This is a genomic window from Brucella gallinifaecis (genome assembly GCF_006476605.1).
GTDB lineage: Bacteria > Pseudomonadota > Alphaproteobacteria > Rhizobiales > Rhizobiaceae > Brucella > Brucella gallinifaecis.
The window spans coordinates 71,938-88,567 of record NZ_ML636802.1 but is presented as its reverse complement, the minus strand read 5'-3'; the positions used below and the strand labels follow the sequence as shown (position 1 = coordinate 88,567).

Sequence of the window (16,630 nt, the reverse complement as noted above, 5' to 3'; positions counted from 1 at the left end):
ACACTCCACCTTCGGTTTCGCTCCTGAAACTGGACAATTTTCGTCCATACCACGCCTCAAAACATGAATGTCGATTGGCCCTAGGCCAGATTGCCCCTAGCTTATTCCAAGATAGCGACCGGGCTTATGATTGATTGCAATAATGACATTCATTGCGACAGCGCCTGCCAGCGATAGAAGCATATTTTGCCATGGAATGAAGAACAGCGAACCAAGCATGATAATCATGTCAAGCGCGAGCTGGAACCAGCCAGCGCGAATACCATATGAGTCCTGCAAATAAAGCGCCAGAATGTTAACACCACCTACGCCAGAGCGGTGACGGAAAAGCGCCAATACGCCCATTCCTACAAGAGTTCCGCCCATCAGCGCTGCAAACAGCGGATTGATAGAGCTGAAATCAACGCACATAGGTATAATTTTGGCAAAGAAAGACATCAGTGCGACAGCAATGAATGTCCTGATTGTAAATGCCCAGCCCATCCGCTTGGCTGCAAAATAATAGAATGGCAGATTAATCAGGAAATAGAGTGTCCCAAAGCCAATGCCAGTAGCGTATTGGACAAGCAGTGCAATGCCAGCGGTGCTGCCCGTCATGAGTGTGGCTTGACTGTAAAGCGTGATGCCCAATGCAATGAATGAAGTGCCAATCAACATCGCTATCGCATCTTCATAAAGATGATGGCGATCAGGCGTAATGAGACTTGTTGCACCGGCAAGCGGGGATACGCTGTCTGCCACGATCAACTCCGAATCTGCGAAAATCGAACAAATTGTTTAAATGACCAGAGCGACCTCTGGCATTTTGCTCAGGGGCCTGACCCTATGAAGCTCTATTAATATAGCATCATGCCCATAGAGCTGCACTGCTGGTAATATTGTTATTTTACGTTCTGTTTTTCGATTTTATCGCGCTTATGCAGTCGGATTGTTTTGGATTATTTCGCGCTGTATTTTCGCAAGAAACCGCTTTACCTCAGCCGGATTGCGCAAATGGTGCTTTTCTAGATGTGCTGGCGCCTTTTCCATGAAGGCAAGTGCACGAATACGGCCATTTTTGCGATAATTTGCTGCGAATTTGAGAAATTCCCAATCCAGTCGTTCTGTGCAACCCTCTGCCATGTCAGGACGTGATTTGCCATAGTAGCGAAATGTTCGTCGGAGGATTCGCCAAAGACGCCTTGGTGTTGAAATATCCAGAAAAATAAGCATCTCAGCGCGTGCTGCGCGATAGGCCATTGTTTCGCTGTGATTGCCTTCAAATATCCATTCATCGCTATCTGCGATTTGCTCTGTAAGCTGTCCAATCTCATCGCGTGGTCGCATTGTCCAGTCAGGCAGCCAGTAGATAGTGTCGATATGTATGACGGGTAATCCGGTTATTTTGCCAAGAGTACGGGCTAGAGTAGACTTTCCTGAACCCGCTCCGCCAAATATCATGACTCTTTTCAGCATATTCATAAACCTTGGATTTTAACTCTGTTTCAATAATATTGAGACACGGATTTATAATTACTGTAGATCTACTTTCATTGTAAAAATACACAGTAACTTTTGAAGAATGATAGTTAGAATTTTTGCATTATAGACAATGGTAATATTAACAGAGCAATTGACAGTCAACTGGCCGGGTACCAAAATCAATGCCGAATGTAAAATCCAGAGAACATAAGGGCTTGTAAAGCAAATCTGATGTTGTGATTGGTCGCCTCAAGCGACATAAGAGTTAACAAAGCACCGGAATTAATAGTCTATATCCGATAGGAGCTACGAGATGTCTATTCGTACCATTGCAGCTATGGCTGGGACTGCGCTGATTTTAGGCGCCTCGGCCTTTGTTTTTTCGACGCAGGCGAGTGCGTTGACCATGAAAGAGTGCAGCGTCAAGTATCAGGCAGCGAAAGATGCTGGCACATTGGGAAATGTAAAATGGAATGATTTCCGTAAAACCCAATGCGCAGACGATTCGGCTGCGACACCTGTTGCACCTGCGACCCCTGCAAAGAAAGCTGCCGCACCTGCGAAAAATACAGCTTCTTCTGATGCTGCAGCCAAAGGGCTTACCATGCAGCAATGCAGCGCCAAATATCAGGCAGCGAAAGATGCCGGCGCAGATGGCGGTGCAAAATGGAATGATTTCCGTAAGACGGAATGTGGTCCGGGAGCCGATCCTGTGGCACTGACTACAGATGGCAACTCAGAGCCGGCAGCGCCTACTGTTGCAGCCCCAAGAGGCATGAAATTTCCGTCAGCCATATCGGCCAAATTCTCTAACGAGTCGCCAGGCAAGGCCCGTATGCATACCTGCCTTGAGCAGTATCATGCTCTGAAAAATGCCAATGCTCTTGGTAATCTTAAATGGGTGCAGAAGGGCGGCGGCTACTACAGTCTGTGCAATGCCCGTCTCAAGGGCAATTCATAATCTCAAATCTGAGGCGGCCTATGAGTCGGTTTGAACTTATTCCGTTTTAGAGAAAAGAGCCTTGCAGATTTGCAAGGCTCTTTTTTTAGAGCATAAGTCCTGACCCTATCGGCGTGCAATTAGGGTTGCCAGGATTATGCTTCAAGCTAAAAGATTTTAGAGTGTTGATCTGATTCAATCAGATCAACAAGCGCTTTAAAAGCCTGACAATCAGCTTTGTTTGAACCAGCTGCTTACTCCGATAACAAGCCAGCCCAGAATCATCAGGCTTCCACCTGTTGGCGCCGCCATGGGAAACAGTCTGCTTCCCGCTATATCGCGCATATAAAGGTCGCCACAGAATAATATCAGTCCTGCAACAAGTATGGCGCCACCAATAGTTGCTACGCGACTGTTGGGAACAATCAATGACAGAATTAACAAGGCAGGCGCATGACCAAGCAGGATTGGTGCTATTGCGCCTAAGTGATTCTCAGTCCCATGAGCCGCGCCGACATAGGCTGCAATTGCCAGAGCGCCGCAAAGTCCAGCAAGTGTGCCAAACAATGGATTGCGTGTTGGTGTATAGAGTTGTTTTGACATGGTTTTCTCCGCAGCTGGGTAGAAAATGCGTTGAACTGACTGGGCATCGACTGAAACTATGATGCAGCTTTTGGATCAATATGTGCCTGGAGCAAGCAGCTAAAGGCTTTTTTGCGCGTTCAGAAGTGCTTCTGGAAGTGCAGCCTCAAACTTGTCCAATTGTTCGCTCACGCCAACGCTCACCCGAATGCAGCGATCAAGAACGGCAACGCCGGGTTTTCGGACGAAAATATCTTGCTCTATCAGGCTATTCAGAACGGCATTTGCAAAGCTGCCACCATGACCACAGTCAATCGTCACGAAGTTGGTAGCCGAAGGAATAGGCTTCAGACCATGCCGTTCAGCGATTTTTGCAATGCGGTCACGCCCAGTGTGAATCTTGGCGACGGTTTCGTGCAGATAATCCTGATCCTTCAGGGCTGCGATAGCGGCTGCCTGTGCGAGGCGGTTAACAGCAAAATGATCGCGAATCTTGTTAAATGCGTTGATCGCATTTCGATTTCCCAGCACATAGCCGACACGGATTCCGGCCAGCCCGTAGGCTTTTGAGAAAGTGCGCATCCGAAGCAGATTGGGACGCTCCGGATCAAATGGCGGAAAAGCAGATGCAGGGCCAGTCTCGCAATAGGCTTCATCGAGAATGAGCATAGTGGTTTCAGGTATGCGCTCAATAAATGACTGAATATCCGAGCCTTCGTGCCATGTACCCATCGGGTTGTCCGGGTTTGCAATGTAAAGCAGAGCCGGATTTTCCGTTTGCGCTTTTTCAATCAGAGCATCGAGATCAGGTTTATCCTGTTTGTAAGGCACTGTCAGCAAAGCACCGCCAAAGCCCGCAACGTGATAGTTGAAGGTGGGATAGCCCCCAAGGGAGTTGATGACCTTGTCGCCCTGCTGAACATATTGCCGAACAACGAGGCCCAACAGAGCATCGACACCTGCACCGGGCATTATATTTTCCGGTTCTACTCCGTGATGAGCGGCAATTGCATTGCGCAGTTCATGGTTTTCAGGATCACCATATTTCCAGACTTCGGAGGCTTCTTGTTGTATCGCCGCAATGACAGAAGGAGCAGGGCCAAAACTGCTTTCATTTGCACCAATACGTGCAAGGAAAGGTCTTCCGCGCTGAAGTTCGAGTGTTTCAGGACCAACGAAAGGAACCGTGGAGGGGAGGCTTTCTACAAGCGGGGTGAGGCGAGGCGATACCATTTATTATTCCGGTCAATTAGAGCACAATCCGAAAAGTAATAGCCGGTTTTCGGATTGATATGTGTGTAAAACTATAGCTAAGTCTATTTATCCTGATTCAAGCGAAACTTGAAATGCCTCTTTATCTTGTGGAATAAAGCGACTGATTTCTGTCAGCTAAGTGTTTTACTCGGAAATCTGATCATGATCAGATTTCCTCATCCGGTTCAGTGTATCTCAATCAGTGATATGGACTGAATAATGTAGGGTCCTGACCCTTACATGATGAGGTACAAGGTACTGCATCATGGGGTCGCTGAACTTCCTGTTGTGCATTCTTGGTTTCAGGAGAAGGGAAGCCGTTGACGGTAGAAGTTTTAAACTTGATGACGAACCAGTGGAAAGGGTAATAGGCCTTCAGTAATAAAGGTATATTCTATTATTCTTTGAATTTATTGAATTGATATATGGTTTTCATTTCTCATTTTTTTACATTCTAAATGGTATCTTGGTACGTGTAATTTTCTTTGAAATATGAATACCCCATAAAAAAATAATACGTTTGCTGTTTTTGCGAATTAGCCGCATGGTTTCTCTTTTGATAAGTGCAGGCACACTAATTTTCGAATGCTTCAATCGGATTTGTTTTTTCCGTTCCAATTCAATTTCACTTTCTAAAAAACCGATATCGGTTCCGCTGTTACGCATCAAAATGACGTCTTGAACAGCAATAGCAGGTTGAAGCTGCCATAATGAAAATGAGGTTACGCTTGGATCGAAAAGATAATCGTCAATCGGGATTGAGCCGGGACAATATTTATCAAGCATTGTTTTGGCTGCGCTTTTGCTAATGACATAAGCCCCTGAACCCCAGTGCTTGTAATATAGACGACATAATTTCCGATTGTTTTTTGTATTGATTACATCGGTTGAAACGAGGGTTGGTTCATCAACTGTCTCAAGCTTGATGATTTCCGCTCCCTCGGGAATCCAGTCAGTGGAATTAAGGAAGTTGCCTACATCATTGGACAGATGTAAATCATCCTCCATTATAACGGCATATTCATCTGTGCCTGCTATTATTTGCCTGTAAGCTGATAAATGCGATTCTGAACAAGCAATTTCACCAGCCGTCAAAGGCTTGCTCTGGTTTTGTCTGCTTCTGTATAGAAGCATTTCACTTTCTGTAAAATGCTCACCATTAATAGCGGCACAACGAATGAAATCCGTTGAATGTGATCTTAGTAGATCAGACATACGTTTCATTCGTTCTGGTGCGCGGTCAAGATTAATAATATAGCATTTCATAAATGTGCCCCCGATCCTTAATTTCTTATCTAAAGATGGCGAATAATGTCAGTACCTGTGCTTCTTTATCACCAGATTGCTGAACTCCCTGATCCAAAAGTCCCGTATAAAGGTCTTTTTGTTCATCCGAGAAGCTTTCGATCTCAGATGAGGTGGTTGAAAGGATTGGGGTACAAAGGGCTTTCTGTGCGTGATGCCTGGCCTTATTTAAGAGGCGAAAAGAAAGGTAAGGTCGTTGTAATCACGTTTGATGATGGTTTCTTGAATACGCTAGAGAATGCAGCGCCAGCATTAGCTGAAGTGGGATTTACCGCCACTAATTATTTCGTGGCAAATCAAGTTGGAGGCAGCAATGTCTGGGACGAAAAAGAAAACATACCACTATCGCCGTGCATGAATGTCGCTCAATTGCGGGAATGGGATAGCTTGGGGCATGAGGTCGGAGCGCATACTTTAGATCATTGCCTTCTTCCTCAACTACCCTTTGCTGATGCGCATCGTCAAATTTCGGAGTGCAAGGGTGCTTTGGAAGATATGGTGGGGTCAGAAGTCTCTAGCTTTTGCTATCCATATGGCGGTAACGAACAAATACACAGGCAGATCGCTCGTGAGTCCGGATATACCAGTGCTACAACAACGATTAGTAGACGAGCGAAACCAGACGATGATGTATTTGGCATACCCCGTATTTACATTCGCTATCGGCATTCAACATTAGAGGCATTGTTGAGGGTTGCGTTAAAATAATAGGGCGCGTTTGAGTAGATCGCGCATGCTTCATATATCCCGCTTATTGTAGCAAGGCGTTTCTGCTAGCGGCATTCTTATTCGTCACTGATAAGTTTCGGCTATTTATCTACATGAACGCGTTAAGGATTCGTATGGCAACTGAATACAATGCAATCGTATTCTGAAACTGATAACATCTGTTATGGATGTGACAGCTGAGAAAAGAGGAAGCGGATAAATATCTATATTACCGGCTTTATACCGAAATGGAGGAGAGGATGGGATTCGAACCCACGAGACCCTTATGAGGTCTACTCCCTTAGCAGGGGAGCGCCTTCGACCACTCGGCCACCTCTCCAATGAAGGCGAGATAGCTGGTACGCCTCATCATTTCAAGCGAATTGAGCACAGAAAAGCAAATTTTACAGTTAATTTCACATTTTATATGTAGGCAATCATTCAAGAAGCACGGATTCTGGCCATTTCCTGTCTTTTTGAGAAGGGAATAAGCAGTTGTTCTCAATATGGATTCGCCCGTTCTGTCCGCTAATATAATGACAGTTTACACTACGAGACCTCTTGTCCTGCATAAAAGCATAGGATTCGCACGCCAGACCTTGTCGATCGCTAAAATATATATGGTTTCAAGTATTAAGACTGGTTAATTGCCGTTTAGAAACATTAATACAATCTAAATTATGCAATCCTAGATGGCGATTTCGTGTCATTTCTGCAACAGCGCACTTTGATAGAGTGCTAATTAGGCTGGTTATCAATATTCTATGTTGAATCGAAAAACTTGGCGAGTATCTTCAGTTTCAGAAGAAGGAGCGCTTCGGGGCGACTTTTTCATCAGGGGATGGGGACAGGTTGTCCTTCAGCCAAATCAGAATGCCCAGACCCATTTTTAACTTTGACTGGAGGTCAGAAATGAACATTAAGAGCCTTCTCCTCGGCTCCGCTGCAGCTTTCGTTGCAGCTACCGGCGCTCAGGCAGCAGACGCTATCGTCGCTCCAGAGCCAGAAGCAGTTGAATATGTCCGCGTTTGCGATGCTTACGGCGCTGGCTACTTCTATATCCCAGGCACAGAAACCTGCCTGCGCATCCACGGCTATGTTCGCGCTGACATCAAGGGCGGCGACGACGTTTATTACCGTGGCGGTGGTATTACCGCTGTTGAAGGTGGTGGTTTCAAGTTTACGGACAAGGGTAAAGACCGCGACACCTACAACTTCCTGACACGTTTCACACTGCGCACTTCGACCGCTTCGGAAACCGAACTGGGCACTTTGAAGACATATACAGAAACACGCTTCAACTATGAAAATGGCGGCGATTCGGGCACTTCGCTCAACTTCGCTTACATTCAGCTCGGCGGTCTGCGCGTTGGTCTTGATGAATCTGCTTTCGTAACTTTCCCTGGTTACTATGGCGATGTTATCAACGATGACGTGATTCCTGGTGGTGGTTATCGCACCAATGCAATCAGCTACACCTTCACTGGTGGTAATGGCTTCTCGGCTATTATCGCTCTTGAACAGGGCAACAAGAGTGACGTATTCCTCGATTACGGTATCATCGACGACTACACACCAAATGTTGTTGGTGGTCTGAAATATGCTCAGGGCTGGGGTTCGATCGTGGGTGTTGCAGCTTACGACGCACGTAACGAAGAGTGGGCTGGTAAGGTTCGCCTCGACGTAAACGTAACCGATCAGTTCTCCGTATGGGTACAGGGCGGCTACAAGTCGAACAATGATCTTTACGGTTATTATGATGCTAATGACGATCTGGTCATCGGCAATGGCAGCTCGCTTCATCGTGGCGTTCGCCTGGTCAACAGCTTCTACGGCACCTGGGGTGGCGATTGGGCTGTCTGGGGTGGTGCGAAGTTCGTAGCTACTGAAAAGGCAACCTTCAACATCCAGGCTGCATGGGAAGATGCTGGCACTTTTGCAGCAACTGCAAACGTAGCTTACCAGCTCGTTCCAGGCTTCACCATTACTCCAGAAGTTTCCTACACCAAGTGGAACGACGACAAGTCGGTTCTCAAGGGCCAGGACGCTTGGCAGGGTATGGTTCGCTTCCAGCGTTCGTTCTAATCCTAACGGATTGGTTTGAGAAAAACCCGGCAGCTTCGCTGTCGGGTTTTTTGTTGTCTTGGATTTGAAATATAGCTTATTCATTGCATGATTGCTTAAAGCAGAACTTTTGCCTCATGAACCATGCAATAACGTGCATAGGAGATACAGGACTATGTTAAAATGGTTTTGGCCAACATTGACATGGACTGCCGCATTGACATCTTTGGCAGTCTGGTTTGGTGCTGACAGGGTCGAAACTGATATTGGTGAGCGGATAGCGCGAGCACTTTTGCCTTATTCTTGGGCCGGATTTGATATTGATGGCCGTGATATCGCCTTGAAAGGCATGGCCCCAGACCCTGAATCACACAAAGCGGCAGTTCAGGTTGTGCAGGATATTCGCGGTATCGGTGATTTTTCTGATCTGACAACTATGCTTGAAGCAGCTAGCCCCTATATTTTCAGACTTAGCCAAAGTGATGAGGGGGTTATCCTGTCAGGTTATATACCTGATAATTCTATGCGAGATGCAATCATGAGTGCAGCGGAATCAGGTGGAGCTGGCCGATTGGTCGATGATCAGATGGCGCTTGCACGTGGTGCGCAGCCAGAATTTGAAGCGCGCGTTCTTTTTGCGGTTGATCTTGCTAAAAAGCTGAGCGTTGCAGAAGTTGAAATTTCAGACGGGGCACTTTCTGTTGAGGGGAAAGTCAGAGATGATAAGAGCCTGCACGCTATTATGACTGAATTGAATGGACCGTTACCTTATGGTCTTTCCTTGGTCAGGTCGAATATTGTAAAGTTTTGATAGTGATTTGCCACGAAATGTTTTTCATCCCCCGTTTCTTCATCTCATTTGATTGACAGCAGCGGCTTTGCTGCCTTTGCTGTATATAAATTAAGTGCTTCGGATCGGTTGGCAGGCGAGTTTTAAATGCTTTATCTTGCAGAGATGTTTTGGCCCGTGCTTCTTCTGTCGGGTGTGATTGGTGTGGCAGTGGGGTGGCTGACGGCTTCCAGGTAAGAGTCCGTTGGGTAAATCACGCAGTGTTTTATCGATCTTTGTGGTTGGCACCACGCGCAGATGCATGGAATAAGAGGAATCCTCAATGCCGATGTTGATTGTTCAATTGGCTATTTTAATTGCCGTTGCTTTTGTAATTGGCTGCATTCTGGGTCGCCTTCTTAAAGGCAGGAAATCTGCTGACAAAATCCGGGAAGATGTTGTGGTCGCGGCTGCTCTTTCATCGCCAGCGGCAGATGAAAAGCCAGAACCAGTCGCATTGCCTAAGAAAATTGTGGTTGAAGAACCGCAGGTAAAGCAGGCTGAACCTGCTGTTGAAACAGCTGAAGAGGCTTTATCCGAAGAGAAAAAAGCTGAACCCGCGGTCTTTGCGGAAGTGCCTGAAGAAATTGCAGGTGAAGAGGTTATTGCTGTTGTTGAAGCTGATAAGCCGGAGTTACTCGATGCTCCATTACGTGGCAAACCGGACGATCTGACTGCAATTAACGGCATTGGTAAAGCAATTGAAAGCGAGCTGCGCAAGCTTGGAATTTTTCATTATGCACAAATAGCGCAATGGAGCCTCGATGAGGCTGGATGGATTGAGCGCCATATCGGCTTTGCCGGCCGTGTGACACGGGAAGACTGGATAGGGCAGGCTGGAAAACTTGCCGAAATAGTATCTAGCAAGACTGCCAAGCGCTCAATCAAGCGCACAAGCAAGCGTCCTGCAAAGCCTAAAAAGGCTGAAGTAAAAACCAAAACACCGGTGCGCTCAAAGAAAAAGCAGGCTTAAGCCACAAGGCTGTGATCAGTACAGGAAAAACTGCAAGCCTGTTTTATCGTCTGCCATAAATGAGGTCAGATCGAATATCAGCGCTGCCTGTAAGCCGGGCCTTATATACTTCGTAATTTTCCATCACACGTTGCACATAATTGCGCGTTTCAGAATAGGGGATGCGTTCGATCCAGTCGACAACCTCTTCAATCGACTTGCCGCGTGGATCACCATAGCGTTCGATCCATTCCGATGCACGACGCGGACCGGCATTATAACCGGCGAAAGTAAGCACATAAGAGCCGTTGAACCGGTCAAGCTGTTCGCCCAGAAAATGCGCGCCAAGCGTAGCATTATAGGCGGCATCACTGGTTAGTTTTTGTGCCGAGAAAGCCATGCCATTGCGTGTTGCAACGCTTTTAGCTGTTGCCGGCATCAATTGCAGCAAGCCACGTGCACCTGCTTTGGAGACCGCCCCGACATTGAATTCGCTTTCCTGACGCGCAATTGCATAGGCGAGCGCTTTGCCAGAGCCGCTGATATTGGCATGTGCCGGAATCGCACCAACAGGATGCGATAGCGCACCGACATCGAGGCCGCGAAATGCAGCATTTTTTCCAACACGCAATGCGAGATAATGATTTTCGTTCTTTTCTGCCATCACGGCAAGCAGGGCCAGCTCTCCAACACTGTTCAGCTCTTGTGACAGCTGTGTGTAAAGCGCGGTTGCACGGTTGCCATAGCCAATCTGTTCAAGACGTCTGATTGCCTGCACAGCGGGGCGGCCTGAAAAACGTATACGTTCTGCATCGGACGGCTTTGGATAAGCCAGCTCCGGTGTTTTTTCTTTCAGCGTTGCAGCGGAAAGCTGTCCGTAAAAAGTGGTTCCGAAATGTGCAGAACGCCGATAATAGTCCTTTGCATTGCCACCAGCACCCGCTTCGGCAGCACGCCCCAGCCAGTAATAGGCACGCGAGGCAGAAATCGGGCGGGAGGAAATCTCCGCAATCTTTGCAAAATGTGGCGCTGCCAGCTTTGGTTGTTTGAGTGCGCGCAATGCGTACCAACCAGCATGGAATTCTGCTTCCGCGGCCATTGTTGGCGATTCTGCTGCATGGGCTGCCACAAGCCTGTATGCGAGTTGCGGTTTGTTTATATCGAGAAGTTCTCGCGATAAAATACGCCGTTCAACCCACCAGGCATCGGGATCGATCAGAGATTTGGCATCTTTAGGCGCCTTTAGCATCAAGGCAGTCGCGTCATCGAAACGATCCGCACGACGCAGATAGCGTATCTGCAAGAATGTATAGATTGGGCTTGCATGCCATGACTTATCTACATTTGCGATAGCCTTGGCAGTGTCAGGCGATTTCTGAGCGAGTGCGGCAAAGGCGTTATAAAGTGATTGTGCCTGTGCCGGGCCTGACAGAAGTTTCGCCGATTGCAAACGATCATTGTAAAGCGAACGCAAAAGACGGCGCTGATGATCGTCGCGGGTGAGAACGCCCGAAAATTCTTTAAGAACCTTTGTCTCATCTTCATTAGAAAGACGTTGCGTAGCCCACCAGGGCGCCAGAAGCTGGTGTGCTTTTGTCTTGTCGCCATTTTCCATATAGGCGCGGGCAAGTGCAATCATCCCCTCCGTGGTCTGAGGGCGTGTATTGCCAAAGGTGGTTATGATCGTTGATGCCGGTGCATTTTCCTTGAAAAGCGCACGTTCCGAATTGCGACGCAAAGCACCCATACCCGGCCAGCCCGGTAATTCTGAGATCGCTGCTGTTATTTCGGCACTTGCTACGCCATTCATACCTGATGTCGCAATGGACCAGGTCAGAATTTGACGATCAAGAGAGCCTTTTGCCATGCCGTTGCGATAGGCAATCGCGCCAGCAACATCGCGTGAATAAAGCGTATCAAGACCGCTTTTTAAGGTGCCGCTGATTGCAGCTGGATTTTCAACACGGCTGAATGAGGAGGTGATGACAGGATCCGGTGCGGCGGGCCGCGCTTTGGGGGTGACAAGATTTATAGGAGATTCATGCGCCATTGCCGGTGCAAATGGACGCGCAAGCGGTGTGGGTATATCGGCTGGCAAGGAAGATTGAGCATAAGCTGCCCCCAACTGACCCGCAAGAAGCGAGCCAGCGATAATCATTCCGCTTGAAAAGCAATGTCTTTGCTTCAATGACATACCTATATTTTCTTATATATAATCAACGAGAAACAGTGCCTGAGCATGGTCAAAATAGTGTTGAAATCAGGCTTTTCTAAGCCTGCTTGTCAGGGAGTATATCCTCATTAAAACTATGAGCGCGATACATGAAGCTTTGGTTAATAAAGAGTTATAGCTTCTTTTCTTGCGTTAGGGGCAGGACCCATTAATTTGACGAGAATGGTGTGAGGCTATCCGTTCGGATACGAGAAGGAAAGGCGTAGGAAATGTGGTTCATTTTCAAGACTTTTCGACGAAGTAGGCCGGGCGGATGGGCCACATCCTTCGGACATCGAAATGACTTGGCGATCTGCTGCGTCGAGCCGCTCAACCGGGGGAACTACCCCGGTCCTCACGTCTCTCCTTGCATATCTGGTCATTTCAGATGCCATTCTCATCAAATTAATGGGTCCTGACCCTAGTTCTCATATAGACCTGTTTCTTTTGCGATAGCAGTAAGATGTAGCCGTCAAATGAAAGGGGAGTGACAGATTTTTACGTAAAACTGTCATTTGAATGCAGATTTGCGCGGCTCCCCCGCTTGCCGGATTTCAACTCCGAGACTATGGTGCAACGCCTTACGGCATTCTGGTTTATTTTATGCCGGGATTATACTGTGAGGACCGTCTCTATTTTTCAGGAGTTCACTGATGCTGAAAGGCTCGATTACCGCACTTGTCACGCCATTCGATAGTGAAGGAGCGTTCGACGAGAAAGCCTTTCGTGACTTCGTGAACTGGCAGATCGAAGAAGGCACAAAAGGTCTTGTTCCTGTCGGTACGACAGGTGAAACGCCTACGCTTTCTCATGATGAGCACAAGCGCGTTATCGAAGTATGTATCGAGGTTGCTGCCGGGCGTGTGCCAGTTATTGCGGGAGCAGGATCCAACAACACGGTTGAAGCGATCGAGCTTGCCCAGCACGCTGAAAAGGCCGGCGCTGATGCCGTTCTGGTCGTGACGCCTTATTACAACAAGCCAAACCAGCGCGGCCTTTATGAGCATTTTTCGCGTGTGGCACGCTCGATCTCTGTTCCGCTTGTGATCTACAATATTCCCGGTCGTTCAATTATTGATATGACGCCGGAAACCATGGGCACACTTGCGCGTGATCACAAGAATATTATCGGGGTAAAGGACGCGACAGGCAAGATTGAGCGCGTGTCTGAACAGCGCTTGACCTGCGGCACTGATTTCATTCAACTGTCTGGCGAAGATGCGACTGCACTTGGTTTCAATGCGCATGGCGGTGTGGGCTGTATCTCTGTGACATCAAATATAGCACCACGTCTTTGTGCAGAATTTCAGAATGCCTGTCAGTCAGGTGATTATGCAAAGGCGCTGGAATTACAGGACCGGTTGATGCCGTTGCATAAGGCTTTGTTTATTGAGCCGAACCCGTCAGGTCCCAAATATGCTCTGTCGCGCCTTGGCCGCATTGAAAATGTTCTGCGTTCACCGATGGTGACAATTGAGCCAGCTACGGCTGAAAAGATCGACCTGGCCATGAAACATGCTGGCCTCGTTAATTAAAGCTGACATTCTTGCTTGGTTCATTGATTTTTACGCTCTCGCTTGTTCGAGAGCGTTTTCATTTCCGGCAATGAGCATTATATGGTGCCATTATGAACAAGTCGAAAAATTCACCTGCACGCAAGATGGTCGCTGAAAACCGTAAGGCGCGCTATAATTTTGAAATTACCGATACACTCGAAGCTGGTCTGGTTCTGACCGGTACCGAGGTTAAATCCTTGCGTGCCAATCAGGCTAACATTGCCGAAAGCTATGCGAGCTTTGAAAATGGCGAGTTCTGGCTGATCAATTCCTATATCCCGGAATATACGCAAGGAAATCGGTTTAACCATGAGCCGCGGCGTCTGCGTAAGCTTTTGATAAGCCGTCGCGAGATGGCGCGAATTTTTAATTCGATCTCACGCGAAGGCATGACGGTTGTTCCGCTGAAGCTTTATTTTAATGATCGCGGTCGCGCGAAACTTGAAATCGGAGTTGCACGCGGCAAGAAGAATCACGACAAGCGCGAGACTGAAAAGCAACGCGACTGGAATCGGGAAAAATCACGTTTGTTGCGCGATCGCGGCTGATGTGGATCATTTACAGATAAAAAGCGCCTTCAGGCGCTTTTTTTATTCAGATAGCTACGTACATTTCTGAAAACATCCCGAAACATCGGATCGGTCAGCTTGCCCGTATTGGTGTTATATCGCGAGCAATGATAGCTTGAGAATATACGCAGGCCACCAATGTCCGTCTCTCTGCCATGCCCGAAAGGATGGCGCGAGACAGCTGCCCCCATAGCCCGCACCGTGGATTGATGCGCGATTGTGCCGAGTGTGACAACAGCATGCAGGTTTTTAAAATGCGTGAGCAGGGGGCTGAAAAACTGGCGGCAATTGTTGATTTCACTGCCCACGGGCTTGTTTTCAGGCGGTACGCAGCGCACCGCATTGACGATACCCGCGTCCACGAGTTTCAGGCTGTCATCTGGTCTGGCTTCAAAATGGCCGGATGCAAAACCGAATTCGCATAATGTGCTGTAAAGAAGTTCACCTGCATAATCGCCGGTAAAAGGCCGGCCGGTCCGGTTGGCGCCGCGCAATCCGGGCGCAAGACCCACGATCAGAAGCTGAACATCATCATCATGAGCAGGAAGAAACGGTGAAACCGGCGCATTATGCCATTCAGGCTCTTTGCGCCGCCACTCTTCAAGAAAAGCATGAAGTCTGGGACAGATTGTACAGTTTGGAGAGGGTTCTGAAATCATGACCTTGCATGAACTGTACAATGAATGTCGTCAATAGTCGTCGTCGAGATCGTCATCCTGACGGCGTATTTGCTGCGGACGCTCGGAAGGGTCGCGGCCAATTTCTGTTTTCAAAGAGACCAGATCGATAAAGTGGTCAGCTTGACGACGCAGCTTATCCGAAATCATTGCAGGCTGTGTGGTCAGCGTTGATATAACGGAAACTTTACGGCCTCTGCGCTGCAGTGCCTCGACCAGAGAGCGGAAATCACCATCGCCTGAGAAGATCACAAAATGATCGACAGTTTCTGTGAGCTGCATGGCATCGACGGTCAGTTCGATGTCCATATTGCCCTTTACCTTACGGCGGCCGGTTGAATCAGTAAATTCTTTTGCAGCCTTGGTAACGACCTTGTAACCGTTATAATCAAGCCAATCGATCAGTGGGCGAATGGACGAATATTCCTGATCCTCAACCAGAGCCGTATAATAATAGGCACGCAGCAAGTAGCCGCGTTTCTGGAAAGCTTTCAGAAGTTTCCGGTAATCAATGTCAAAACCGAGAGTTTTTGAAGCTGCATATAAGTTTGCGCCGTCAATAAAAAGCGCAATTTTTTCACGAGAATCGAACATCGTGCAATATATCCACTCTGCGGTCGTTAGGGAGTGGGCCTGCGACCGCGTATTCAGATTTGTTTCTTAAACGGCGGGGGTATTCATTTTTACAAATGACATTTATTTGTGTTCTAAGGAGATATTATAGAAAAACAAGCAACCTAAGGTTGTTGTTTGAACATTCTTAATTACCTATTGGGGTTATTTTATTGCAGCAATCATGAATCCTTTGCGATCTATTGTTTCAAATTGAGGCATGGCGTGTATTTGTCAGGCAGATTCATGAAAAATCGATGATTTTTCTGGATATCGTGGACGTGCATATAGCTGTTTGCGCTTTTGCTTGAAATTTTAGCGCACAAGCGTTATGTCCAAGAAAAGTTCAGTTAGTAAAAATTCTGTTATAGTTTTAAGAGATGAAAGGGACCGCCTATGGCCCGCGTCACCGTTGAGGACTGCGTAGATAAGGTCGAGAACCGTTTTGAACTGGTTCTTCTGGCCGGTCACCGTGCGCGTCAGATCTCCCAGGGTGCTCAGATCACGATTGATCGTGACAATGACAAGAACCCGGTTGTTGCGCTTCGCGAAATCGCAGATGAAACACTGTCGCCGGATGATTTGAAAGAAGATCTCATTCATTCGCTGCAAAAGCATGTTGAGGTTGACGAACCGGAAGCTGCGGCTCCTGTTCTGATCGCTGATGCTTCTGAAGCACTGGTTGAAGGTATCGCTGAAGCTGGAGAAGATGACATCGTAACTTTCGACCGTATGTCGGAAGAAGAGCTTCTTGCTGGTATCGAAGGTCTTGTTGCACCTGAGAAAAGCGACGATTTCTGATCATCATCCTGATGATTGTAATTTGTATGCGCTGCAGTCTGGCAAGGCTGTAGCGCATATTTTTATCTGCCTGGCATTTAAAAGTGTTTTTTAGAGCATGATCCGATC

16 protein-coding genes and 1 tRNA gene are annotated in these 16,630 nt (G+C 47.6%); 8 read left to right on the top strand and 9 right to left on the bottom strand.

From position 1 onward, the window contains the following. Positions 1-96 precede the first annotated feature (96 nt). Both FHY56_RS05035 and FHY56_RS05030 read right to left on the bottom strand, forming a co-directional pair. Positions 97-657 (bottom strand): YitT family protein, encoded by a 561-nt coding sequence (locus FHY56_RS05035; RefSeq protein ID WP_328595370.1) that lies wholly within the window; start codon positions 655-657, stop codon positions 97-99. A 258-nt stretch (positions 658-915) separates the two neighbouring features. Then, positions 916-1,455: a P-loop NTPase family protein gene (locus FHY56_RS05030; RefSeq protein ID WP_140904089.1), complete on the bottom strand. Its 540-nt coding sequence runs from the start codon at positions 1,453-1,455 to the stop codon at positions 916-918. Between the two features lie 319 nt (positions 1,456-1,774). On the opposite strand from FHY56_RS05030, the gene FHY56_RS05025 reads away from it, so the two are divergent. Then, on the top strand, positions 1,775-2,422 hold the full coding sequence (locus tag FHY56_RS05025) for an antifreeze protein (protein ID WP_140904088.1): 648 nt from the start codon (positions 1,775-1,777) through the stop codon (positions 2,420-2,422). A gap of 210 nt (positions 2,423-2,632) precedes the next feature. On the opposite strand, the gene FHY56_RS05020 is transcribed toward FHY56_RS05025, so the two are convergent. From FHY56_RS05020 to FHY56_RS05010, 3 genes are all read right to left on the bottom strand, one after another. Then, positions 2,633-3,004, bottom strand: coding sequence for a DUF423 domain-containing protein (locus FHY56_RS05020; RefSeq protein ID WP_140904087.1), 372 nt, complete (start codon positions 3,002-3,004; stop codon positions 2,633-2,635). Between the two features lie 99 nt (positions 3,005-3,103). Continuing rightward, complete coding sequence (locus FHY56_RS05015; protein ID WP_140904086.1) at positions 3,104-4,216, bottom strand: pyridoxal phosphate-dependent aminotransferase; 1,113 nt, start codon at positions 4,214-4,216, stop codon at positions 3,104-3,106. Between the two features lie 468 nt (positions 4,217-4,684). After that, positions 4,685-5,503, bottom strand: coding sequence for a glycosyltransferase family 25 protein (locus tag FHY56_RS05010; protein ID WP_140904085.1), 819 nt, complete (start codon positions 5,501-5,503; stop codon positions 4,685-4,687). A 45-nt stretch (positions 5,504-5,548) separates the two neighbouring features. Between FHY56_RS05010 and FHY56_RS05005 the strand changes: the two genes are divergently transcribed. Then, on the top strand, positions 5,549-6,250 hold the full coding sequence (locus FHY56_RS05005; RefSeq protein ID WP_140904084.1) for a polysaccharide deacetylase family protein: 702 nt from the start codon (positions 5,549-5,551) through the stop codon (positions 6,248-6,250). A gap of 249 nt (positions 6,251-6,499) precedes the next feature. Here the strand turns inward: FHY56_RS05005 and FHY56_RS05000 are convergent. After that, positions 6,500-6,590 (bottom strand) — tRNA-Ser (locus tag FHY56_RS05000). A 572-nt stretch (positions 6,591-7,162) separates the two neighbouring features. Here FHY56_RS05000 and FHY56_RS04995 point away from each other — a divergent pair. The 3 genes from FHY56_RS04995 to FHY56_RS04985 all read left to right on the top strand — a co-directional run bounded on the left by FHY56_RS04995 (position 7,163) and on the right by FHY56_RS04985 (position 10,116). After that, positions 7,163-8,335 carry a porin gene (locus FHY56_RS04995; protein ID WP_140904083.1) on the top strand — a complete coding sequence of 391 codons (1,173 nt, stop codon included), beginning with the start codon at positions 7,163-7,165 and terminating at the stop codon, positions 8,333-8,335. Between the two features lie 154 nt (positions 8,336-8,489). After that, complete coding sequence (locus FHY56_RS04990; protein WP_140904082.1) at positions 8,490-9,125, top strand: hypothetical protein; 636 nt, start codon at positions 8,490-8,492, stop codon at positions 9,123-9,125. 301 nt (positions 9,126-9,426) lie between these two features. Beyond that, on the top strand, positions 9,427-10,116 hold the full coding sequence (locus FHY56_RS04985) for an endonuclease (protein WP_140904081.1): 690 nt from the start codon (positions 9,427-9,429) through the stop codon (positions 10,114-10,116). A gap of 43 nt (positions 10,117-10,159) precedes the next feature. Here the strand turns inward: FHY56_RS04985 and FHY56_RS04980 are convergent, their stop codons facing one another. After that, the gene (locus FHY56_RS04980; protein WP_140904357.1) at positions 10,160-12,253 is read right to left on the bottom strand and encodes a lytic transglycosylase domain-containing protein; all 2,094 of its coding nucleotides are present in this window, start codon (positions 12,251-12,253) and stop codon (positions 10,160-10,162) included. A 707-nt stretch (positions 12,254-12,960) separates the two neighbouring features. Here FHY56_RS04980 and dapA point away from each other — a divergent pair. Together dapA and smpB are read left to right on the top strand one after the other, a co-directional pair. Continuing rightward, positions 12,961-13,842 (top strand): 4-hydroxy-tetrahydrodipicolinate synthase, encoded by an 882-nt coding sequence (gene dapA, locus FHY56_RS04975; protein ID WP_140904080.1) that lies wholly within the window; start codon positions 12,961-12,963, stop codon positions 13,840-13,842. A 92-nt stretch (positions 13,843-13,934) separates the two neighbouring features. Then, positions 13,935-14,411 carry an SsrA-binding protein SmpB gene (gene smpB, locus FHY56_RS04970; RefSeq protein WP_140904079.1) on the top strand — a complete coding sequence of 159 codons (477 nt, stop codon included), beginning with the start codon at positions 13,935-13,937 and terminating at the stop codon, positions 14,409-14,411. A gap of 29 nt (positions 14,412-14,440) precedes the next feature. Here smpB and FHY56_RS04965 read toward each other — a convergent pair whose 3' ends face one another. Both FHY56_RS04965 and FHY56_RS04960 read right to left on the bottom strand, forming a co-directional pair. Continuing rightward, positions 14,441-15,091: a uracil-DNA glycosylase gene (locus FHY56_RS04965; RefSeq protein WP_140904078.1), complete on the bottom strand. Its 651-nt coding sequence runs from the start codon at positions 15,089-15,091 to the stop codon at positions 14,441-14,443. A 30-nt stretch (positions 15,092-15,121) separates the two neighbouring features. Next, positions 15,122-15,703 (bottom strand): LabA-like NYN domain-containing protein, encoded by a 582-nt coding sequence (locus FHY56_RS04960; protein ID WP_140904077.1) that lies wholly within the window; start codon positions 15,701-15,703, stop codon positions 15,122-15,124. A 414-nt stretch (positions 15,704-16,117) separates the two neighbouring features. Here FHY56_RS04960 and rpoZ point away from each other — a divergent pair, with 414 nt between their 5' ends. Further along, positions 16,118-16,522 (top strand): DNA-directed RNA polymerase subunit omega, encoded by a 405-nt coding sequence (rpoZ, locus tag FHY56_RS04955; RefSeq protein ID WP_140904076.1) that lies wholly within the window; start codon positions 16,118-16,120, stop codon positions 16,520-16,522. The last annotated feature ends 108 nt before the right edge of the window (positions 16,523-16,630 follow it).